The 18,671-nt window shown below is 38.9% G+C and carries 13 protein-coding genes; 7 read left to right on the forward strand and 6 right to left on the reverse strand.

What is annotated here, in order from left to right; genetic code table 11:
* Nucleotides 1-304 precede the first annotated feature (304 nt).
* Both OIZ54_RS13605 and OIZ54_RS13610 read right to left on the reverse strand, forming a co-directional pair.
* On the reverse strand, nt 305-2,092 hold the full coding sequence (locus OIZ54_RS13605) for a 2OG-Fe(II) oxygenase family protein (RefSeq protein ID WP_264390612.1): 1,788 nt from the start codon (nt 2,090-2,092) through the stop codon (nt 305-307).
* Between the two features lie 55 nt (nt 2,093-2,147).
* Entirely contained in the window at nt 2,148-3,326 is a 1,179-nt protein-coding gene (locus tag OIZ54_RS13610; RefSeq protein WP_264390613.1) for a DUF547 domain-containing protein, read from the reverse strand.
* 381 nt (nt 3,327-3,707) lie between these two features.
* On the opposite strand from OIZ54_RS13610, the gene OIZ54_RS13615 reads away from it, so the two are divergent.
* The 3 genes from OIZ54_RS13615 (at nt 3,708) to OIZ54_RS13625 (ending at nt 8,911) form a co-directional block, all read left to right on the forward strand.
* On the forward strand, nt 3,708-6,527 hold the full coding sequence (locus OIZ54_RS13615; RefSeq protein WP_138579826.1) for a TonB-dependent receptor domain-containing protein: 2,820 nt from the start codon (nt 3,708-3,710) through the stop codon (nt 6,525-6,527).
* Nucleotides 6,528-6,679: 152 nt separating this feature from the next.
* Nucleotides 6,680-6,982, forward strand: coding sequence for an H-NS histone family protein (locus tag OIZ54_RS13620; protein ID WP_004585960.1), 303 nt, complete (start codon nt 6,680-6,682; stop codon nt 6,980-6,982).
* Nucleotides 6,983-7,159: 177 nt separating this feature from the next.
* Nucleotides 7,160-8,911 carry a DEAD/DEAH box helicase gene (locus OIZ54_RS13625; protein WP_264390614.1) on the forward strand — a complete coding sequence of 584 codons (1,752 nt, stop codon included), beginning with the start codon at nt 7,160-7,162 and terminating at the stop codon, nt 8,909-8,911.
* 16 nt (nt 8,912-8,927) lie between these two features.
* On the opposite strand, the gene OIZ54_RS13630 is transcribed toward OIZ54_RS13625, so the two are convergent.
* Nucleotides 8,928-9,263, reverse strand: a complete 336-nt coding sequence (locus OIZ54_RS13630; protein WP_024033700.1) for a ribonuclease E inhibitor RraB — start codon at nt 9,261-9,263, stop codon at nt 8,928-8,930.
* A gap of 237 nt (nt 9,264-9,500) precedes the next feature.
* On the opposite strand from OIZ54_RS13630, the gene OIZ54_RS13635 reads away from it, so the two are divergent.
* Genes OIZ54_RS13635 through OIZ54_RS13645 form a run of 3 tightly spaced genes read left to right on the forward strand, consistent with a single transcriptional unit; the run spans nt 9,501 to nt 15,789 of the window.
* On the forward strand, nt 9,501-11,204 hold the full coding sequence (locus tag OIZ54_RS13635) for an autotransporter assembly complex protein TamA (RefSeq protein ID WP_408003090.1): 1,704 nt from the start codon (nt 9,501-9,503) through the stop codon (nt 11,202-11,204).
* Nucleotides 11,204-14,887 carry a translocation/assembly module TamB domain-containing protein gene (locus OIZ54_RS13640; protein ID WP_264390615.1) on the forward strand — a complete coding sequence of 1,228 codons (3,684 nt, stop codon included), beginning with the start codon at nt 11,204-11,206 and terminating at the stop codon, nt 14,885-14,887. The genes OIZ54_RS13635 and OIZ54_RS13640 overlap by 1 nt, the downstream gene beginning before the upstream one ends.
* A 20-nt stretch (nt 14,888-14,907) precedes the next feature.
* Nucleotides 14,908-15,789 carry a peptidylprolyl isomerase gene (locus OIZ54_RS13645; protein WP_264390616.1) on the forward strand — a complete coding sequence of 294 codons (882 nt, stop codon included), beginning with the start codon at nt 14,908-14,910 and terminating at the stop codon, nt 15,787-15,789.
* Between the two features lie 65 nt (nt 15,790-15,854).
* Here OIZ54_RS13645 and queF read toward each other — a convergent pair whose 3' ends face one another.
* On the reverse strand, nt 15,855-16,700 hold the full coding sequence (queF, locus tag OIZ54_RS13650) for an NADPH-dependent 7-cyano-7-deazaguanine reductase QueF (protein WP_264390617.1): 846 nt from the start codon (nt 16,698-16,700) through the stop codon (nt 15,855-15,857).
* 59 nt (nt 16,701-16,759) lie between these two features.
* Here queF and syd point away from each other — a divergent pair, with 59 nt between their 5' ends.
* A complete protein-coding gene (gene syd / locus OIZ54_RS13655; RefSeq protein WP_054982268.1) occupies nt 16,760-17,299 on the forward strand; it encodes a SecY-interacting protein in 540 nt (179 codons plus the stop codon).
* A gap of 226 nt (nt 17,300-17,525) precedes the next feature.
* Here syd and OIZ54_RS13660 read toward each other — a convergent pair whose 3' ends face one another.
* On the reverse strand, nt 17,526-18,299 hold the full coding sequence (locus OIZ54_RS13660; protein ID WP_004585968.1) for a Zn-ribbon-containing protein: 774 nt from the start codon (nt 18,297-18,299) through the stop codon (nt 17,526-17,528).
* A gap of 13 nt (nt 18,300-18,312) precedes the next feature.
* On the reverse strand, nt 18,313-18,576 hold the full coding sequence (locus tag OIZ54_RS13665) for a hypothetical protein (protein WP_004585969.1): 264 nt from the start codon (nt 18,574-18,576) through the stop codon (nt 18,313-18,315).
* Nucleotides 18,577-18,671 lie beyond the last annotated feature (95 nt).

Consider the following 18,671-nt stretch of genomic DNA (forward strand, 5'->3'; position numbering starts at 1 on the left):
CCTTGAACTGGGACATTTTCTAGACTTAAACGAATTTTTTAAATCCACTTTTAAGACCTGTTTCTATAACCTCTTCAAAATAAAAGCGAGTGGCTTATAATGCTTTACGCTTATTTATAGTTGATCTTATTCTTGTACCTATAGACTCCATTGACTTTAAAGCCGTTCTGTCCGACATCCATCTACAACTGTTAAGTCGAGGTGCTGGTTAAATCAGTATAATAAACCTTTATATCCCTATTTAAGCTCAAGTCAGAAAACTCTTCTGGAAGTATAAAGCCATCAGCTAATACTGGATTTTAATCTAAAGTATAGGCATAACATCGCATGGAACAGTTAAACGTGGTTGTGTACTTTTTAAAGGATATGTACCGTGCCATATATAGCTAGGAAATATAATCATTTGACCTGTTTTAGGGCAAATACTTCGCGCTATCTCTTCTCTTTCTTTAAGGTTTAAACACGTTTCCCCTAGTTTTAACCAGCCACTTTTATTAGTGTCATTTTCATTTAATTCCTTGGGGAGAGAAATATAACTTGGTGCCGATAACCAGCCAGCAGGGTGTATATGGTTTGCATGAAACCCTTTGTTACCTAACTTGACTGACCAACTTCCATTCACTTTAAATGCATTATTATTTCTTGAACACAGAGGGTGTTTTTGGTCTTTTGGCAGATTAGCTAAATAGCTTGTTATGCAATTATTCATAGAATGCTTAAAGTCGCTTATTAGCTTGTTACTTCTAAATAAGAGATGCCCCTCTGTTTGGGTACCACTTCTTACACTTTGATCAATCAATTGTGTACTGTGTGCGTGTAAATTGAGTAATAGGTCAGTTAAATTTTCTAAAAATTGTCCGCTAGTGCTATACCCTTTTGGTTTTTGAAGCTCAAAAACTTTTACGTATTGATCGTAATTCGTCAGCCAATAATATTTATCGTTAGCTGATAAGCGCCACGCGGTGCTTAAGTAAGCCCAAACTTCTTGATTAAAGTAATCGTATTTTAAAGCACTTTCTAATTGTCTAATTGCTTCTATGTAGTCTCCATTTAATATAAGGTAGTGTGCTAAATCTATTCGGTACCTGCTTTCATGAGGTACTTTTTTAACTAATTGATTCAATAAATTAAAAGCTTTTTCATGGTCATTAAGTTTTCCTAATACCACGCTATGCGCATGAACTATTGCATGATCATTCGGAAATAGTTTTAATGCATTAGTTGAAACATCCAAGGCCGACCCATAGTTATTTGACTTTATAAGCTGCGATATAAAAGAATGTTCAATTACAGGGTGAGGTTCGTATTTCTGCTTTACTAATTCATAGCTATTTAAAAACAACTTTTTATTTTTCGTTGAGTGATAAAGCCTATTAAGGCTTTCATGTGCAGGAACATAATAAGGCGCAATTGCTAAGCATTTATTTAAATAGCGTTCACACTGTTGGGTATTATTTAAATCTTTATAAATACAGCCTATTAAAAATAATATTTCTGGTGTGGTACTTTCCTTTTTTTCTATATTTAGTAGTAAACCTAAAGCCTCATTAAAGCGTCCCATACTCCTTAAATTACAGGCTCTTTTATAGCTTATATAAAAGTTATTTTGTTGTGCTTCAGGTAGCATATTAATAATATTCTCAATTATATCTAACTCACCTAACGCCTCATGTAGCTCTATTTTTAACCATATAAACCTAAACTCTAAATTAGTTGGTGTACTTATTAATTTCACTAATCTTTTAGCTTCAAGTAAGTGATTTAATTTTATTAATGCTTCTAGTTTATTTAAGGAGAGCTTAGCTGAAACAGTTGTCACTGTTGTGTTTAGTAGATTTAAACAACCCATAAAATCGCCCAACTTACAAAGTAGTCCGGTATAGTTTTCTAGTAATGAAATATTTGTAGGGTTGTTTTTTAGTGCGCATTGGTATATTTCAATGGCTTTATCATTTTTATCCAAAGCAGTTAAACTAGCTGCTTTTAGTAAATGGGCGCCTAGATGTGAAAGCTTAAACTCATCAATTATATCAAGAGATTTTTGGAAGTTTTTTGTATTGTACGCAGTAAGAGCAGCTTTAAATTTCTGCATATAAATTACACCCTGTTTATTTTTATATTAACAGGATGTAAAAAACATTTGAATTTTAATTTTCGTTTTTATCAGTTGATAAGTCCTTAATATTGACTGTACCCGAATTCTGCTCATTTTTTAGTTTTAATGCTTTTAATTTTTCAATTTGATCAGCAGAAAACCGACCAAAATCCATTGTTTTATTGGTGATTGAGTCAGAAATAAAGTTGAGGTTTACAGCTCCAACACCAGAGCCACTTCCATCGGCGCCCTTTGGATAAGTAGAGTTACTTACTACCGCATTAAGCATAGCTGCGTTATTAGTTGCTGAAGAGCCGCCGATAACTCTCTCAGTTCCAAATATATCTGTAATGCTCCAATCTTCAATTTTAAACCTAATCGACTTAGCATTTTTTACGTCGTATCGCATACTTGTATCTACATATTTTTCTAGGTGGTAATGCAGATCACTCTCGAAATTTTCAAATAAAGGTTTTGTTTGCTCGAAATATTTTGAAACGTAAAGTCTATTTTTTTTCCCAATGTATAAACCTCTGTTGGAATTAACAAATTCGTCACCATTATCTTCAAGCTGATGAAATACCTTTTTGCCGGAGTATGCTTCGGCTCTTAAATTAGGACTGCCAATATTACCCTGGTAAAAGCCATACATAACAATAGGCTTATTAGTGAATTTTTTAAAAACTATTTTTTGAATATCATTTAGAGACAATGCATGTCCTGAGACAGATAAAAACTTTTCTTCTAAAATGCTATTTTTACCAAAGAGTAACTTTTCAGTGTCTCTAACAGGGTAGTGTTTGAGTAGTTGTTCAACTACTGCGGTGTTGTAAAGGTTTAGCCAATAAGCCAACTGTTCATTTAGTGATAAGTTATTTAAAGCTATCTCATTGGGTAAGCTTTCTAGGCTTGTACGTATTTTATTAAATCCTTCACTTATTTCAGACTTACTAACTTCTTCAAAGAAAAACCTGTTAGCTTCGTTTTTTGTATTTTTCTTTCTTGACGAACGCATTTTTGTGCCAATCAATGCTTGCGATTTAGACGCTTTTTTTCTATCCGAACGGCCAGTATCTAAAACGGTCAATTTTAGAAGTTGGTCCAAATCGTCGTAAGAGACGGTAATATCATTATTGATACTAAAATCAGCAAACTCCTTAGGTAAGCCTTCAACACCTGCAAAAGCAAAACTGCTAGTGGTAAGGCAAAGTAGTAATAGCCATTTATACATTTTTATTTTCCTTTCTAATTAGATTAATTATTCAAAGTACAAATTTCACTCTAAATACATTTTATACACTTAATGCAAACAAGGTGAAACTAATTGTTAACCAAGGTTGGTTTTTATCGTTGGTTTTTGTTGGTTTGCCGTAGTGTTTTTTAAGTCTATGCGAGAAGCCTGAATTCAACAATAATGTATATTTCACAATAGTGATAAAATCGGTACATGTAAACGGAATGAAAACGCAAGCTTTTGTAAATAAAAGGTATTTTTGGTTATCGCTTTGTTGACCTTGTGCTTGAAATGATATTAATATTTGCGAGCTGGTTAATTTTAAGTATTAGCTAGCTGTATAAAAATAAACTATTAGAAGTATTCAGGGAGAATCACATGTTAAATAATCAAGTTTCAAAAGCAGTGCGCTTAGCAATTGCTTTTGGTGCAGCATCTGCAGCTGCGTTTTCAGCAAGTTCATCTGCTGCAGAAGAGGGTGTTGCTAAAGTAGAACGTATTCAAGTAACTGGTTCACGTATTAAGCGTACAGACGTAGAGACACCAGTACCTGTGACTATCATCGGTAGAACTGATATAGAGCAAATGGGTGCATTGAACGTAGCTGACGTTTTAAACCAATCACCTGTTGCTATTGCTGGTGCAGATCAATCTAACTCTTCATTCAGTACTTCTGGCGTAGGTTTAAACACAACTTCACTGAGAAACTTAGGTGAAGCGCGCACTTTAGTATTGGTTAACGGCCGACGTTTTGTATCTGGCCGTTCGCCTTCAAGTGGTTATGCCGTTGATTTAAATGCAATTCCTGCCTCAATGATTGAGCGTATCGAAATCTTAAAAAGTGCTTCTTCGGCTATATATGGTACAGATGCTGTAGCCGGTGTAGTAAATATTATCACTCGTGACAACGTAGAGGGTGTGGAAGTTAATGCTCAAACTGGTATATCAGGCGAAGGCGATCGCGAAAAGTACTCGCTAAACTTGACCGCCGGTAACAGTTGGGATTCTGGTAACGTAACCGTTGCTATTGGTTATGATGATGACAAAGGTCTAAAACCTTCTGACCGTGCATTTTCTGAGTTTGATGAAGCGATACTACTTGATGAAAATGGTAACGAGTATGTAGGGAAGGTATTCTCTTCGTATACTCCTCAAGGTAGAGTAGGCTCATATAATGCTGATGGCACCCCTTATACAGGGCTTGAAGGTGGTGATGCGTTTAACAGAGCGGATTATCGACAGCTTGTCACGCCTCTTGAAAGAAAGTACGCTGCCCTTAACATCAAGCAAGAAATTAATGATGAAGTTGAATTTTTTGCTGAAATGAACTGGAATTCATCAAAAACTTATAACTCGACTATTGAGCCAACACCATTTTCTACTAATGATGTATTCTTACCAGAGCGTGGCGGAGAAGGTGGGATAAAGCTAAGTAATCCTATGGTTCCGGAGTTACTTCGTGAAAATCTTCTTAATGACGGTTATGGACTAGATGATAACATTCCTGAGCTAGTTCGCCGTATGGTTGAGTTCGGTGCTCGTTCTACTGATTTAGAGCGTGATACTGTTCGAATTGCGACTGGTATAGATTGGATGATCAATGATGACTGGTCATTAAATACTTATGTATCTTGGGGTAAAACGGATCAACGTCAAGACAGTGGTGGCCAAGTTAACATTGAAAGAGCAGCACAAGCTTTTGATGTAGTGCAAAACGACGATGGTTCACTTCAATGTGCAAATGACCTAGCTGTTTTACAAGGTTGTGTACCTTTAAATTTATTTGGTGAGGGTTCTGTTTCAGCAGAGGCTGTTGATTACGTTAAAGTACCTGCCAAAATTGCTGGCCAAACTGAGCAATTTATAGTTTCAGCTTCTTTAGTTGGTGAGTTACCTGTTGAACTTGCAGGCGGTCGAATTGGGGTAGCTATGGGGGCTGAACATCGCCTAGAAAGTGGTTTCTTTAACCCTGGTGATTTAGCCCAAACTGGTGCGTCAAGTACTAACCGCTCACTACCAACTGATGGTAGTTACTACTCTAACGATTACTATGTAGAAACAATATTACCTATTTTAGATAATCTTGAGCTTGACTTAGCTGCTCGCTATTCAGATCACGAAATTGTTGGTGGTCAAACAACATGGAATGCGGGTATTCAATATTCACCAATTGATACATTGAAATTTAGAGCTTCAGCAGCAACAGCTATACGTACACCAAACATTGCTGATTTATTTGGTGGAAGAGGCGAAACTTTTGCTAATGTTACTGATCCATGTAGCGGTGTAACGGCTTCTTCGACAGGTAATGTAGCTCAGAACTGTTTATCAATTCCTGAGATTGCTGCTCGCGTTGCTGCAAATGGCTCGTTTGAATTAACACAAACAGAAGCACAAAGCACTGGTGGTTTCATTGGTGGTAATGAAGAAGTTCAAGAAGAAACTGCAGACACATATAGCTTAGGTGTTGTGTGGCAAGCAACTGAAGAGTTTGCTTTAACAGTTGATTACTATGATATCTCTGTGGAAGATGCTATTTCAACGACAAGCCGTACTACAGTACTAAATCGTTGTTTTGATGTAAGTGCTGCTGACTTTGATTCAACTTGTGGTGGAAATTCTTTACGTGACCAAAATGGTGCTTTAGTTGAAGTTAACTCAGGAACAAGTAACGAAAATAATATTGAAACTGCTGGTGTAGATATTGAATTAGCGTACAAGATTGATACTGAGCATGGTGAATTTGGTGCAAATCTGATTTGGAATCACCTAATAAAATATGATGAAACAGGAATCATAAGTGGTGAAACAGTTGAAAAAGCCGGCCAAGTATTCACACCAGATAACAGAGCTAATCTTAACTTAAGCTACGGCCTAGAAGATTTAAACCTTTCGTGGCGTATGCGTTACTGGGATCGTTCAAAGGATAGTGTTGATGGAGGTAACTTCAACTACACAGACTTTACTCCTCTAGAGAAGTATAACGAATTCCCATCAGTTGTTTATCACGATATTTCAGCGGGCTATAGCTTCTCTGATAGTACAAATGTGACATTAACTGTTCGTAACTTATTTGATAAGCAACCACCAGTTGCTAACCAAAGCTCTTCTAGCGGTGGTACAGGTATTAATACAGTTTCTGAAGCATATGATGTAACTGGTAGATACTTACAATTAAGTCTAACTACTAAGTTTTAATTAGTTATTAAATGTTAAAGCCGTGATTTTAATCACGGCTTTTTTTTAAACTCTAAAAAGTAGCTAATACTTTCTTCTCGTAGCCTATTTTCTATTTTAGGCTTATACTAAAAAGGAATTAAAATCTAACCCTATAATTTAGCGAGATATAAATGAAAGAAGTTCGATCTTTTATTAAAACAGCATCATTAACTGAGCTAGAAAAAGCACAACAATTAATCACTGATGCGATTGCAAAATATACTGAGCAGCTACAAGCTAAACAGGAAGTGTTGGATCTTTTAAAAGAAAAAGGACTTACGTTAGAAGATTTACAAGACGGTACTGCAGATAAACGTACTAAAGTAAAAGCTAAGTATCGTATTGAAGTAGATGGCGAAGTGATTGAATGGACCGGTCGTGGTCGTCGCCCTAAAGCGTTTGAAGGTGTTGATTTACAAAAGCACCTAGCTTAATAAAGTAACAGAGAAGCCACGGCTTCTCTTTTTAATGGCGTATAATTTAATAACTAAACTTAGGCTAAGGCTTACGCTTTGTACGCTAGATTTAATTGGCCAAAACTTACCTTAAACTCCCCGCAGTCGCTTAGTATTTGTTAAACTGCATTTCTGGTTATTCTATTTACTATTTTCATGAGCTATAAATTAAGGCCGTATCAGCAAGAGGCCGTAGAGCGCACTGTTTTACATTTTCGAAAAACAAATGATCCTGCCGTGATTGTACTGCCTACCGGTGCGGGTAAAAGCCTTGTTATTGCAGAGCTTGCGCGAATTGCTAAGCAAAAAATTTTGGTGCTTGCACATGTTAAAGAGTTGGTAGAACAAAACGCACAAAAATATAAAAGTTTTGGTTTAGAAGCGAGTATATTTTCAGCAGGGTTAAAAGAAAAATCACTCAGCCACCAAGTTACCTTTGCCAGTGTTCAGTCTTTATCGCGTAATTTAAATAAATTAAATGAGCATTATTCTTTGCTTATTATTGATGAGTGCCACAGAGTAAATGGTGATAAAAAAAGCCAATATGGAAAGGTTATAAATGCGCTCAAAGAATATAATCCTCAGTTAAAAGTATTGGGTTTAACAGCCACACCTTATAGATTAGGAATGGGGTGGATATACCATCATCATTACCATGGTTTTGTAAAAGGTAATAAAGAAAGTCCATTTAAAAACTGTATATTTGAATTACCGCTCAGGTATATGATCAAACATAATTACTTAACGCCGCCAAATGAAGTGGACGCGGCAATTAGTCATTATGATTTTTCGTCCTTGGCTACTAATGCGTTTGGTCAATATACGACTGATGACATGAATGCGCTTTTAAAAAATAGTGAGCGCGCAACGCAAGCTATACTGAAGCAGGTAATACAATACAGTGAAACCCGCCAAGGCGTGATGATATTTGCGGCAACGGTGATGCACGCGCAAGAAATTTTAACTTATTTACCCGCAGAGCAAAGTGCCCTTATAACTGGCGATACCCCAAATGCAGAACGCGATAAATTAATAAATCAATTTAAACAAAAAAACATAAAATACCTCGTTAATATTTCTGTTTTAACTACCGGATTTGATGCGCCGCATGTCGATTTTATCGCTATTTTACGCCCCACCGAATCGGTTAGCTTATACCAGCAAATTGTTGGCCGTGGGCTTAGGCTAAATGAAGGAAAAACAGACTGCTTAGTTATAGATTACGCAGGCAACGGCTTTGATTTATTTCACCCTGAGGTGGGCGATAAAAAAGGTGATAGCGATAATGAGCCCGTTCAAGTGCTTTGCCCTGGGTGTGGGTTTGCAAATATTTTTTGGGGAAAAACCGATTCTGATGGCAAAGTAGTTGAGCATTTTGGCAGGCGCTGCCAAGGTTTATTAGAAGATGACGAAGGCCATAAAGAGCAATGCGATTATCGGTTTAGGTTTAAAGAGTGCGAACAATGCGGCGCTCAAAACGATATAGCAGCTCGTAAATGCCATGATTGCGGCGCAGTAATGGCCGACCCCGACGACAAGCTACGTAACGCCCTTAATTTAAAAGATGCGTTAGTACTGCGCTGTAGTGGGTTATCAGTGGTAAAACTTAAAGATGATTTAATTAAAATAACCTACTTTGATGAAGATGGTGCAAGTTGCGATGAGGTATATAACCTTGCCAGTAAAGGCGGGCAGTATATTTTTAATAAACAGTTTGGTAAACGCTTAGGACAGGGGCAAGCGCCTGTCGAATTTAAAAGTGCTGAGCAGGTAATTAAGGCACAGTATGATTTAGTGCACCCCGATTTTGTTATCGCGCGTAAAAGTAAAAAGTATGGCTGGAAGGTATCTGATAAATTATTTGATTACTCTGGCAACTTTAGAAAAGCTAATCAGTTAAGCGGTTAAGCTTAACTGATTTTTGCTAAGCGGCGTCTTCGTCCATTAAACCCCAGCCATCGCCATAGCCATTATAACTATTAGCAATACTTTCAAGGTATTGCTCTGCTTGGCCAAGCAATGTGTGCTCTGGCACCATTTGTACATGAGTAATCACTTCCCACACGCCTGTGTCTTTGCATTTTTCAACGTTTGCGCTTTGTACTAATGCATCAGAGATTATTTCTTTGGCAAATTTTTCAGCATCAGCTTGTTGTTCAAATAAAATGAAAAAATCGATTTGGTGCATTTTGCTTAAATCAACGCCAGCAGCGGCTATTTCGGCTAAAAGTTGGCCGTTATCATCATCAGGGAATTGCATTAAAAACTCATTTAAAATTAATTTTGTATTCGTAGTCACTATTGTAACCAAAATATTGCTTTAAAGCGTATTAATTTTAACTTTATAGGCTTTAAAGGGGAGTGAAATTTGGTGCAAGATTACCATTAAGTTAATGTGTTGCTCATTATGGCTATGGTAGTATGCAACTCATTGGTGGTTAAATTTTAAAGAATAAAAAGTAAGGATATTTACTTGTTCAAACAGTTATTACGTTTTGTGTTTTTTTTAGCTTTTTTTATAAGCACTCAAGCCAGCGCTGAGCAAAGGGTAATTGAAGATTACGAAATTAAAGGGATTAGTGGCGAGTTAGAAAGTAACGTTGAGCTATATTTAAAACAACTGGTTGGCGAAAAACCCACCAGAACCTTGCGCCGCTATGCTAAAAAACAAGTGCAAAGCAGTATTAAAGCGCTGGGGTATTACAACCCAACGGTAGACATTGAGTTTGATAAAGACGACAAAGAGCTTATCGTTAAAGTAGAGCGCGGCCCTGCAACGCGCATAGAAGCTATTAATATAACGCTCAATGGTGAGGGTAAAAACGACTCGCAATTACAAAACGTTATTAAAAACTTAAATTTAACCCAGGGCGATGTTCTTAATCATGGCAGGTACGACTCAGCTCATAAAAAAATAGAGTCAATGCTATTAGAGCTAGGCTATTTTGATGCTAAATGGCCAGCCCGAAAGCTTGCGGTATCAGTGCAAAAAAACAGTGCCGTTATTACATTTAATATAGATACCGGCGTGCGCTACACGTATGGCAATATAATCATTGCCAGCGAAACCCCCGCAGAAAAATATATTCGTTCACTGGCACCTTTTACCCAAGGGCAAGCTTATAAAGCCACACAAATTGCCGATTATAACCTTGAGCTCTCAAGCACACCGTATTTTGCAAGCGTGCGTATTTATGCCGATATACCAGCCAGAGCCAACGGACAAGTGCCTATAAATATTGATGTGCTACACAAACCTGCTAATAGCTACGAAGTAGGCGGTGGCTTTAATACCGAGCTGGGCCCGAAAGTGCGTTTTAAATGGAGTAAACCCTGGATCACAGAAGATGGGCATTACCTCGAAAGTAATTTAAATGTAGCTGAGAAACAGCAAGATATTTCTATGGCGTACACCATTCCGGTAGATGACCCTAACGACGATTTATGGCGTTTATCAGTGGGTTACAAGTTAGAAGATGAACTTGCCGATGACATATACAGTGAAATACTGACCGGCCAACTGCAGCGCCAATGGTTAACTGAAGATAAATGGGTACGCACGGCCTTTTTACGTCGAGACCAAGAAACATACCGCATTGGTGATGAACCAGAAGAAAGCACCGAAATGCTTATGCCCGGTATTAGCTATGCCCGTAAAAAGTCAAAAGGAGGCACAACGCCTTATTGGGGTGAGCAGTGGCTAATTTCGGCTGAGTTTGGTTTAGATGATGTACTTTCAACCACCAACTTAGTGCGGGTGCAGCTGCAGCATGCGTGGCTGCGAACCTATTTAGATAAACACTTAGTTTTTTTAAAAGCAAACGTGGGCGCCATGCTGGTCGATAATATTGAAAACGTACCTTACTCGCTGCGCTTTTATGCCGGTGGTGACCAAAGTGTACGTGGTTTTGCTTATCAGTCTATTTCTCCTGAAGATGAAGACGGTGATTTAATTGGTGGTAAATACTTACTAACCAGTACTATTGAATACAATTACCAATTTGCACAAAATTGGCGCGCAGCTTTATTTGTTGATGGCGGTACCGCCACAAATGACTTTTCGGACGACTTTGAAGTGGGCGCAGGCTTTGGTTTTCGTTATTTAACACCCATTGGCCCCGTAAAAGTAGACCATGCATGGGGGCTTACTAAAGAAAGTAAAAGCACACGTTTAAGCATTACCATAGGGCCAGAAATTTAATGTCAGTATTTAAAAAAATATCCGCCGCCGTCATCGGCGTTTTAATCACGCTTGCCGTTATTATATTTTGCTTGTTATTTACTGCGCCCGGTAATCAATTTATTGCTTATAGTGCCAATAAAATGGTGGACGGCTTACATATTGAGATTAAAAAAGGGCGCTTTTTATATAACAACCCGTTTAATGTGAGCTTTAAAAACCAAAGTACAGATTTTAAAGCGCAGCAGCTTAAAATAGATTTATTTTGGTGGCAGTGCGATGGCCTATGTATTGAAAATGTAAGTGCGCGGTCAATCAAACTTGCCCTTGGCAATGCACCCGAAGCCACACAACAAAGCACCTCAGAGCCATTAACTAAAATTACGTTTCCCTTTAATATTGCCGTTAAAAATGTAGCAATAAACGAATTTGTATTAAATCATCCCAGTGCTGATGTAACCGTAAATAACTTTACCCTTGCAGCGAAAGCTGAAGATGCAACCTTAGCACTAAAAAGCCTAACTATTAGTGATGTATTGGTAAAGCTTAAAGAGCAACCCGCCTCATCTAATCAAGCAACGGCTAATCAAGGCCAGGCGCTAACAGCGCTACCTGCGTTACCAGATATAGAATTTATATCGCCCCTTAATTTACGGGTAGAGCAGTTTGACGTTAAAAAGGTGGATATTGAGCAAGGTGAGCAAACTCACACAATCGAAAATATAGCGCTTGTATTAAATGTAGAAGATGAAAAAGTTAACTTACAAACGCTTAGCGCGCAGTACCAACAATGGCAATTAAATACAGAGTTAACTAGTGAGCTTGCAGGTAACTTACCATTAAACGCGAAAGTAGCGCTAAACAGCGACTTGCACCAAGCGAATTTAGCGTTAAGTGGTGATCTATCTGATTTAAATATAAATTTACACACGACTGGTCAGTACCCATTAAATTTAACGGCAACGGCTAATTTAAAACAAAAAAATTATCCGTTTGAACTTACTGGTAAAGTTGAGCAATGGTTGATTGACGCTCAAAGTAACGAGCTAAAAGTAAATAATGTTGATTTATCAGCCTCGGGTAATGCGGATGATTACACGCTAAGTTTAAAAGCGCATAGTCAATTAGGTGCCTATCCAGCTGTAGTATTAAACACGCAATTAAACGGCTCGCTTAGCCAAGCGCAGCTAAGTACCTTAAGCCTAAAAGCAAACGATAGTAGTGCAATATTTAAAGGTAATGTTAATTGGCAAAAGGGCATACAAGCCGACTTTACCGGTTCGCTAAATAGCTTAAAAGCACAATACTTAACAGATGCGCTTACAAGTAATATTTCTGGCCAGCTAGAAGGGCGCTTTAACAGCGAAGGGCAAAACTGGCACTTGCAAATGGATAATACACAACTTGCAGGTACACTGAACCAAACACCGCTTGAATTTGCCTCAAACTTTACACTTAACAATACGCTAAAAGCCAACATAGACAGCCTGTATTTAAGTAGCGGTGCCAATAAATTAACCTTGAGCGGGCAAGTTGACGACACCTGGCAGGTTGACGGAAAAGTAACACTTACAGGAAATGAGCAAACTAATCTGCCATTCGTCGCAAACGGTAAGGCCGATTTAAAAGTTAGAGGACCCCGTTTAACCCCCGCCGTTGATTTATCGTTATTACTCGATAACTTTATGTATAACGACATAAACGTTAACAAACTCGCCCTTAAAGGTCAGCTCGATACAGCCGCAGATTGGCAAACCGATGTGAGCTTAAACGTAGGCTCAGCAATGGTTGCTGATCAGGTAATTAATAGTGTTGAGATAACTGCCGCTGGCGATAAAACCGACCATCAGCTGGTGGCCGCCATAGATGCAGAGCAAGGCGCTGCTGAGCTTGAAGTAACCGGTAAGCTCAATAATGACGTGTGGAATGGCTCGCTCAGTAATATAACGCTAAGTGACAAAAAGCTCAGCTTTAGTAATAGTAAAAAAATTGCGGTGATGTTTAATACCCAAACCAGCGATTTTGATGTGAGTGCGCATTGCTGGCGCTCAAACAAAAGTGAGCTATGTATTAACACCCTTGCGCAAACTAAAAACTTGGGGCAATTTAATGCTACGTTGAGCAATTTAGCGCTTGAAGAGCTTAAACACTTTTTACCAGATAACATGCGTACGCGCGGCGATATAAGCGGCGACTTTGCTGCAAATTGGAACGAAGGCGCATTAAAAACACTTCGCGCTAATTTAAATGCGGATGACCTTGTTGCTGTTCTTACCTCAGAGGAAGATCGGTTTAGATTACCCATCGAGACGCTAAAAGTCAGTGCCTACACTGATTCTCAAACGGGTAAGCTAGAGGCCGATTTACGCTCAAGTGTGCTAGGTAAAATAGCCACCGAAATTAATATTGATGATATTCAAAATCAGCAAACATTAAACGGTCATCTTAATATAGATAAAATATTGCTATCAGACTTACATCCATTTCTCGAAACCCTTGAGCAATTAAAAGGCGATATAACAGGAAACGTGGCAGTAGCCGGCACTTTGCAAGACCCACTATTAAATGGTGAGCTAAATGTCAGTGATATCAATTTAGAAGGTGAGCAGTTGCCGGTGGTGCTGCAAAAATCTAACATAAACATTTTATTTGATAAAACCACCGCCACAATTAAAGGTAATTTAAACGACACCCAAGGCGGTAAAATCAACCTAACCGGCGACGTAGATTGGCAAGGGGCACAGCCTGAGGTAAATGTAAGCGTTAACGGCGAGCAGTTTTTTGTACGCGCGCAGCAAGGCGTGACGTTTAAAGTATCGCCTGATTTAACCATTGGACTTGCAAATAATGCATTAAAGCTGTCTGGCGAAGTGATTGTGCCTTATGGCAGGGTAATGATTGAAGAGCTGCCAGAGGGCGCCGTTCAAGTGAGCGACGATGAGATTATTGTTGATCAACAAACTGAAACAGCAGAAAACGTGCCGTTTGATTACGATGTAAATTTAAAAGTGATTGTTAAAAACGATGTAAAAATAGAATCGTTTGGTCTTGAGTCGAAAATAGCGGGTGATTTAGCCATCAAAATGAGACAAGGTGCCCCTATAATTGCCACCGGCGAGCTAAATTTAATTGATGGTACGTATTTAGCTTTTGGCCAAGATTTAATTATTAGTACTGGGCAAATAGGGTTTAGTGGCTCAATTGAGCAACCATTTTTAAATATTAAAGCCATACGTAATCCAGACACCACAGCAAACGATGTTGTGGCTGGTGTTACGCTTACTGGTAACGTTGAGCAACCTACCTTAAAAGTATTTTCTGAGCCGGCAATGGATCAAGCACAAGCGCTGGCCTATTTACTCAATGGGCAACCGCTAGGCGAGGGCGACAGTTCAAGCGATGCCATGCTTACTCAGTTATTGCTCTCACAAGGGGTGAGCCGCAGTGAAGGCGTTGTATCTAAAGTTGGCGAAACCATTGGTTTATCTGATGTAAGCTTAAGTTCAACGGGCTCTGGCGATAACACTAAGCTTGAAATATCGGGCTATGTAGCGCCTAGCTTACAAGTTAAATACAGCGTTGGGGTATTTGACTCGCTCAGCGAGGTCGCTATTCGCTATCAGCTGCTTTCGCAGTTTTATGTAGAGATCACCAGTGGTTTAAATCAAAATGTTGATTTACTCTATAAGTTTGATTGGGACTAAATAGGCAGTATAAGGATTATATGAAAGGACTATATTTAGCAGCACTAATAACAGGGTTAACTGGCTGCGCCCAATACACAGAGCAACACGCGGGCACTCAACAAACCCCAACCCGTAGCGCAAGCGAGGTAATAAAGCATGCTAAAGCGCACGAATGGCGAAATGTAGACAAGCAAAATGTTTTAAAAATTACGCTGCCTACAGGGGCGGCTTATGTTGAGCTTAACCCACAGCTTGCAGCTAAACATACTGCGCACATAAAACAACTTGCACGAGAAGGCTTTTATAAAAATACCCGTGTTTATCGTTTTGTTGAAGGGTTTGTAGCACAAGGTGGCGACAGCTCAGGCAATAAAGCAATTAAAAAGGCTAATAAAACTGTGCCTGCGGAGTTTTACCATAGCACCGCACAGCCGCTTAAAATTACAGAGCTACAAGGCGATGGGTACGCGCCTGTAACGGGGTTTTTAAACGGTTTTGCTGTCGCACAAAACGCCTCTAATACACAAACTTGGCAGGTACATTGCCACGGTGTGTTTGCCATGGCGCGTGGCAATGAGATAAACAGTGCAAGCACTGAATTTTTTGTCACCATTGGCCAAGGACCGCGCTACCTTGATAAAAATATTACCGTATTTGGAAGAGTGCTTGAAGGTATGCAGCACTTTAATCGTTTACAGCGTAAGCCTGTTGCTAATACGCCATTTAACCCAATTACAAACATTGAGGTGTTAGCCGATATTAAGCGTGATAAAAGCACCTTTAATGTTATGAAAACAGACTCGCAATCATTTAGAGAATTGATTGAGGCGCGAAAAAATCGTACCGAACCTTGGTTTGTATACGCCCATAATTATGTTGATGTGTGCGCAATGCCTATTCCGACTAAGCGCATTGACTAGCTTATAACGGGTATAAAAAAGGAGCTTAAGCTCCTTTTTTATGGTGATATTTAAGTCGATTGGTATTACTGGCGATTAATTTTTACCGCAAAAGGCGTATCGTTATAGTGCGTTGAACGATACGGATTTATATCCAGCCCACCGCGGCGCGTATAACGCGCATAGACTTCAAGCTCTTTAATGTTTAGCTGCGTGGTTAAATCACTATAAATACGCTCTACACATTGCTCATGAAACTCATTGTGGGTTCTAAATGAAATTAAATAACGCAAGAGTGCCTCATGGCATATTTGCTCGCCAGTGTAACGAATAATTATACTGGCCCAATCTGGTTGCGAGGTAATTAAGCAGTTAGATTTAAGCAAATGGCTGTGCAGGGTCTCAGTAACTAGGGTGTCACTTTTTGATTTAAGTGAGTAGGCGTCAATATCGTAGTTATCTATTTCAATATCTAAATCGTCAATACATTGCCCAGGTAATGGCGTGCAAGGTAAGCAGTTATAGTCATCAGGTGCGTATAACGTTACCGCTACATCGCTATTTACCGCATTTGATAAGTCTTCAATTAAATGCTGTCTTACCACCTCAGTACTTTCAAAGCGGGTTTGATTAAAGCTATTTAAGTAAAGTTTTAACGACTTAGACTCAATAATATGGCTGCTTTGGCACGCAAAAGTTAACAGCGCCACGGCAACCTGCGGTTTACCTTTAGCGTTTAACCACGAAAGCTCATAACCTGTCCAAATATCTTGGCCTTTAAAGGGCAACTCGGCTTCGTCAATATTTAAAGCATCACGATTTAACTTGCGGGCAATAGGAAAAAGCAAGCTAGGCGAATATACATCTACGTATTCAGTAGATTGTCCTAACACACTACCTTTAAGGTCTGGAGAATTGCTGTAATCTGTCATGTTTGCTCTTAAATAGTTACAATAGGGACATTATATCTAATTTAAATGAGTTTCGCAGTATGTCTGTTGCAATGCAAATGGCCCAACTTCACACGCAATTTTGTGAAAAAACCGTTAAAAACACCGCTAAATATCCGCTTATGGCACACGATGAACAATGGCCTAGCCCTTGCGAGTTTGGCGAGGTAGACGCACAAGGCAATATTCAATGGAAAAGTGCTTTGCAAACCCCCGCAGGTTCATTATCAGATTTAGCTAGCGCGCTTGAGCTGAACTTCCCAGCAGGGGTTGATGAGTTTTATGGGCACATGTATGGCGGTAGCATTTTAGCTAGTATAGATGGTCACCGTGTGGAGTTATTACAAGCTTGGAATAAAGATGATTTTGACCTGCTGCAACAAAATATTACCGGTCATGTATTAATGAAACGAAAATTAAAGCAGCCAGAAACCCTGTTCATTGGTTTAACTGAGCAAGATGACTTACTGGTTACCGTGCAGGTAAATACCGGTGAGGTATGTTTAGAGTACGTAGGTAAAAAGCCGCATCATGTACTTGCACCCAATATAGAATCTTTTTTAAAAGCGCTTGAGGTTTAGATTAATTAAACCAATGTGCAGTAATCGTTAATTATTGTGCAGGATAAGCCCTTTGCAAGACGCGTTAAAGGTTGCTCAGTTATTACAGAAAAAAGTAACAATATTGTAGCCTTACTCGCCGCCTTTACTTAATTTAATTGAGCATTAAAAAATCAGCTTAGTGCAATGCATTAAGCTGATTTTGTATAAGGTGTGTAACTTTATTTTGCAAAGTGCAGGCTTTTAGTTACTGAAAATCCCACGAAACATTAGATACCAACCCACACGGCTCACACCTAAAATCAAATAACCCAAACCACGGCTCTGGTAATTTCCACTCACTATTGCAGCTAGGGCATTTACGCTCAAGTTCTGAGGCTTTATCTACACCGCCTACACGGTATAAATAATAATAAACCGGTTTTTGAGTTAAAAAGCGGATACGTTTAGCAATGTCTTTACCGCGGCGATATAAGTCACTTTGTGTGCTTGATATTTCTTCAAGCGCTGGAAATTCACAGCGAGTAGCGCCGTTAATTTGTATTTGATCGCAAGCTTGCCAATCTTCTTGCCATTTTATGAGTGTTTTATAATCCCCATTAGCAATGGCCGGAATAGTAAATAATGGCACGGGTAAAAAGTCATCACCACAATACAGTGGGCTACAGGTATGCACATAGGTTGTGTATAAAATATAGCTTGAAGGCGATTTACAGGTATCGGCACCGTTTGAGTGAATGTCTTGGCCAATAACTTTTATTTTAGGAGCAAGTAGACCTGCACTGTGCAGCTTCTCAATACTGTGTTTTACAAAAGGGCTATTATTTAATGGGTGCATGGCGTCTTCGGTTGGGCACATTACACGGGTAATAAAATAGCCATCTTTTAGTACAGTTGGGAATTCTTCACCCATAATTTGGCCATTAAAACGCAGTGCATTAACTAATCGGTTAATGGCTTGCTCAGCGTGCTCTAGGGTGGTGTCTTGGTAGCAGTCAAACGTTAAATCAACAACGAACATTTATAGTCTCAAATTATTTTTGCTCTAACAGGGCTAGCAACCTATCGAGTTTTTTCTCAATGCGATCGAGTTGAGATGTTTTAGGCTCAACGATGCTCTGCTCAGGGTTTTTCATTAAATTATGAATTGAATCAGGGTTATTTTTATATTGGCTTACTGCGGCAATAATAACCGGCATAGGCACAGGTTGTGCTAAACGGCTTTTAGTTAGGGCAACAGTAGGGGTTTTGCCTTCATCAAGAAGGACTTTAATTGCATCAAATACAACTGCATTCATTAGATTTGTAACTCTTTAATATATAAGCGCAGCAAGTGTTTGCTGCGCGGGTGCTATAGTAGCAACAATACCAAGGCGCATAAAGCCTTGGTATA

The organism is Pseudoalteromonas sp. A3 (assembly GCF_025942345.1).
Lineage (GTDB): Bacteria > Pseudomonadota > Gammaproteobacteria > Enterobacterales > Alteromonadaceae > Pseudoalteromonas > Pseudoalteromonas atlantica.

Excerpts from the sequence above, each read along its gene's own strand:
- queF (WP_264390617.1), bottom strand. The coding sequence starts at position 16,700 with ATGACAGATTACAGCAATTCTCCAGACCTTAAAGGTAGTGTGTTAGGA.
- OIZ54_RS13610 (WP_264390613.1), bottom strand. The coding sequence starts at position 3,326 with ATGTATAAATGGCTATTACTACTTTGCCTTACCACTAGCAGTTTTGCT.
- OIZ54_RS13665 (WP_004585969.1), bottom strand. The coding sequence starts at position 18,576 with ATGAATGCAGTTGTATTTGATGCAATTAAAGTCCTTCTTGATGAAGGC.
- OIZ54_RS13640 (WP_264390615.1), top strand. The coding sequence starts at position 11,204 with ATGTCAGTATTTAAAAAAATATCCGCCGCCGTCATCGGCGTTTTAATC.
- syd (WP_054982268.1), top strand. The coding sequence starts at position 16,760 with ATGTCTGTTGCAATGCAAATGGCCCAACTTCACACGCAATTTTGTGAA.
- OIZ54_RS13620 (WP_004585960.1), top strand. The coding sequence starts at position 6,680 with ATGAAAGAAGTTCGATCTTTTATTAAAACAGCATCATTAACTGAGCTA.
- OIZ54_RS13625 (WP_264390614.1), top strand. The coding sequence starts at position 7,160 with ATGAGCTATAAATTAAGGCCGTATCAGCAAGAGGCCGTAGAGCGCACT.
- OIZ54_RS13660 (WP_004585968.1), bottom strand. The coding sequence starts at position 18,299 with ATGTTCGTTGTTGATTTAACGTTTGACTGCTACCAAGACACCACCCTA.
- OIZ54_RS13615 (WP_138579826.1), top strand. The coding sequence starts at position 3,708 with ATGTTAAATAATCAAGTTTCAAAAGCAGTGCGCTTAGCAATTGCTTTT.
- OIZ54_RS13605 (WP_264390612.1), bottom strand. The coding sequence starts at position 2,092 with ATGCAGAAATTTAAAGCTGCTCTTACTGCGTACAATACAAAAAACTTC.
- OIZ54_RS13630 (WP_024033700.1), bottom strand. The coding sequence starts at position 9,263 with ATGCAATTCCCTGATGATGATAACGGCCAACTTTTAGCCGAAATAGCC.
- OIZ54_RS13645 (WP_264390616.1), top strand. The coding sequence starts at position 14,908 with ATGAAAGGACTATATTTAGCAGCACTAATAACAGGGTTAACTGGCTGC.